At 35.3% G+C, this 3222-nt stretch carries 3 protein-coding genes; all 3 read left to right on the top strand.

Annotation, left to right across the window (positions count from 1 at the left end):
• Window positions 1-888 (top strand): glucose-6-phosphate isomerase (locus ABZA26_RS11050; RefSeq protein WP_372714585.1); only part of this gene is annotated, 888 nt, incomplete at its 5' end.
• 126 nt (window positions 889-1014) lie between these two features.
• Window positions 1015-2403, top strand: coding sequence for an aminopeptidase (locus ABZA26_RS11045; RefSeq protein ID WP_372714584.1), 1389 nt, complete (start codon window positions 1015-1017; stop codon window positions 2401-2403).
• A 177-nt stretch (window positions 2404-2580) separates the two neighbouring features.
• On the top strand, window positions 2581-3048 hold the full coding sequence (tnpA, locus tag ABZA26_RS11040) for an IS200/IS605 family transposase (protein WP_372714583.1): 468 nt from the start codon (window positions 2581-2583) through the stop codon (window positions 3046-3048).
• Window positions 3049-3222: the final 174 nt, after the last annotated feature.

Below are 3222 nucleotides of genomic sequence, written 5' to 3'. Positions count from 1 at the left end.
TTTAGAATTTTCAAGAAAAAACTGGAGAAAAAGTACGGTGTAGAAGGTGCAAAATCCAGAATATATGCTACAACAGACAAGGCCAGAGGAGCATTGAAACAGTTATCTACTCAGGAGGGGTATGAAACTTTTGTAGTTCCTGACGATGTAGGTGGAAGATATTCTGTATTGACTGCAGTAGGACTCTTACCAATAGCCGCCGGTGGTGTAGATATAGATCAGATTATGAAAGGAGCGGCAGACGCCAGAGAAGAATATAAGTCTCCTTATGAAACAAATAACTGCTATAAGTATGCAGCAGCTAGAAATATTCTTCATAGAAGAGGGAAGGATATAGAGCTTATGATAAATTATGAGCCAAAACTTCACTATATTTCAGAATGGTGGAAACAGCTTTATGGAGAGTCAGAAGGAAAAGACGGAAAAGGAATATATCCTGCGTCTGCAGACTTTACAGCTGATTTACATTCTTTAGGACAATATATTCAGGACGGAAAAAGACATCTGTTTGAAACACTTCTAAATATAGAAAAACCCGAAACAGATATAATAATAGAAGAAGACGAGTTTAACCTTGACGGATTAAATTATCTTGCAGGGAAAACAATGGACTATGTAAACAAAAAAGCTATAGAGGGTACAATACTGGCTCATGCAGACGGAGGAGTTCCTACTCTTGTAATAAATATTCCAGAAGCAACAGCTTATCATTTGGGATACCTTTTATACTTCTTTGAAAAAGCTTGTGCTGTAAGCGGATACTTACTCGGAGTAAATCCTTTTGATCAGCCAGGTGTAGAAGAATATAAGAAAAACATGTTTGCTCTTTTAGAAAAGCCAGGTTATGAAAAGGCAACAGAAGAGATAACTAAAAGATTGAATAAATAAAATCAGAAGAGCTGCCAAATCTGGCAGCTCTTCTTTAATATGGAAAAACATTTTAATTTATTTGATAGATATAATTTGTTATACTCTATATTATAGAATAAAAAATAATAAGAAAGAGGTGAAAATATGCTTTATAAGAGAGAAAACGGATGGAAAAAAATTGAAAAAGCAGATAAGGAACTTATTTTTTCATTTTCAGAAGAATATAAAGAATTTTTAAACATAGGAAAAACTGAGAGAGAGTTTGTAAGAGAGAGCATAAAACTAGCTGAATCTCACGGATTTAAAAATGCAGGCTCTGTGGAAAGTCTCAAACCCGGAGATAAAATATACTATATAAACAGAGAAAAAAATATAGTACTGGTAATCATAGGTGAAAAAGATATAGTTGAAGGGATTAATTTTATTGTTTCACATATTGACTGTCCTAGATTAGACTTAAAGCAAAATCCACTTTACGAAGATACAGATTTAGCATTGATGAAGACACATTACTATGGTGGGATAAAAAAATATCAATGGGGATCAACTCCTTTGGCGCTACATGGAGCAATTGTCTTAAAGTCAGGAGAAAAAATAGATATAATAATAGGAGAGGACGAGAGCGACCCTGTATTTTCTATTCCAGATATTCTTCCACACCTGGACTCAAAAGTTCAAAGAGATAGAACCTCTTCAGAGATTTTAAAGGGAGAAGAGCTGCATATCGTAGTGGGAAGCATACCTTCTAGGATAAAAAATGAAGAGGTAAAAGAATTTGTGAAATATGCAGTTTTAGAAAAGTTAAATGAAACTTATGGTATGGAAGAAGAGGATTTTCTGTCAGCAGAACTGCAGCTTGTACCGGCACACAAAGCTAAAGACGTTGGTTTTGACAGGGGAATAGTGGGTTCTTACGGACACGATGATAGGATATGTGCTTTTACATCTATGATGGCTATTTTAGATTATGAAGGTATTCCTGAGAAAACTGCGGTTTGTTTTATGGCTGACAAAGAGGAGATTGGTTCTACAGGATCTACGGGACTACAATCTTTTTATATAGAATATTTTGTATCTGATATGATTTATAAAATAAAGGGCAAAGACTACAATGACTATCTTCTGAGAAAATGTTTTTGGAATTCGAGAGCCTTGTCAGCTGATGTAAATGCAGGAATAAATCCAATATTTAAGTCTGTGCACGACGCTCAAAATGCAGCCATACTAGGTTATGGAATTGTAGTAAGTAAATACACCGGAGCTAGAGGAAAGAGCGGAACCAACGATGCAGATGCAGAATATGTAGGGGAAATAAGAACGTTATTTAATGAAAATGATATAAAATGGCAAATGGCCATGCTTGGAAAAGTAGATGAGGGAGGCGGTGGAACTGTAGCAATGTACTTGGCTCATCACGGGATAAAAACCATAGATGCAGGTCCAGCAGTAATATCCATGCATTCTCCTTTTGAACTGGCTTCAAAATTTGATATTTACGAAACATATAAAGCTTACAAGTTATTTTACAAATGAGTTAGAAAAAACTCTCCAGTTATGCACTGGGGAGTTTTTTATTATATAAAAAGAAAACCACCTGCTATGCAGGTGGACCCAAAAAGCCGGAAGGCTATGCGTATGATATAAAAAATCTCCTTTTGATATAATCAACCTAGGTTTGCCGACCAGTTGATATACAAAAGGAGGTTTGATATGGATAGTAATAGTTTAGCACACACAAGATGGAATTGTAAATATCACATAGTCTTTGCGCCAAAGTATAGGAGAAAAGTAATATATGGGAAAATAAAGCAAGATATAGGACAAATACTTAGGAAGCTTTGCGATAATAAAAAAGTAGAGATACACGAAGCAAGTGCATGTAAAGATCATATACATATGCTTGTGAGTATACCACCTAAATTGAGTGTATCTAGTTTCATGGGATATTTGAAGGGAAAAAGTTCGCTAATGATATTTGACCGACATGCAAATTTAAAATACAAATATGGGAATAGGCATTTTTGGTGCCGTGGATACTATGTAGATACAGTAGGTCGTAACAGGAAAAGGATCGAAGAGTATATTAAAAATCAATTGCAAGAAGATATTGCGGAAGATCAATTAACATTGAAAGAGTATATCGATCCTTTTACTGGAGATAAAGTAAAAAAGAACTAGAAACCAAGAGCTACTTGAGTAGCTGAATGAAATATTACACGGTTGGCAAACCGTTCAGAAGGGCTTCAGCCCAATGTTAGAAAAGCGCCCTTCTAGGGCATGAGCAAACTACCACTTGAAGTGGTAGTTTTGATTGTGTCTTCTTGAATTTCTATTGTTTTTTCCGCCCTTTGT

The organism is Ilyobacter sp. (assembly GCF_041583315.1).
Classification (GTDB): domain Bacteria; phylum Fusobacteriota; class Fusobacteriia; order Fusobacteriales; family Fusobacteriaceae; genus Ilyobacter.
This window is presented reverse-complemented; position numbering and strand designations above follow the sequence as displayed.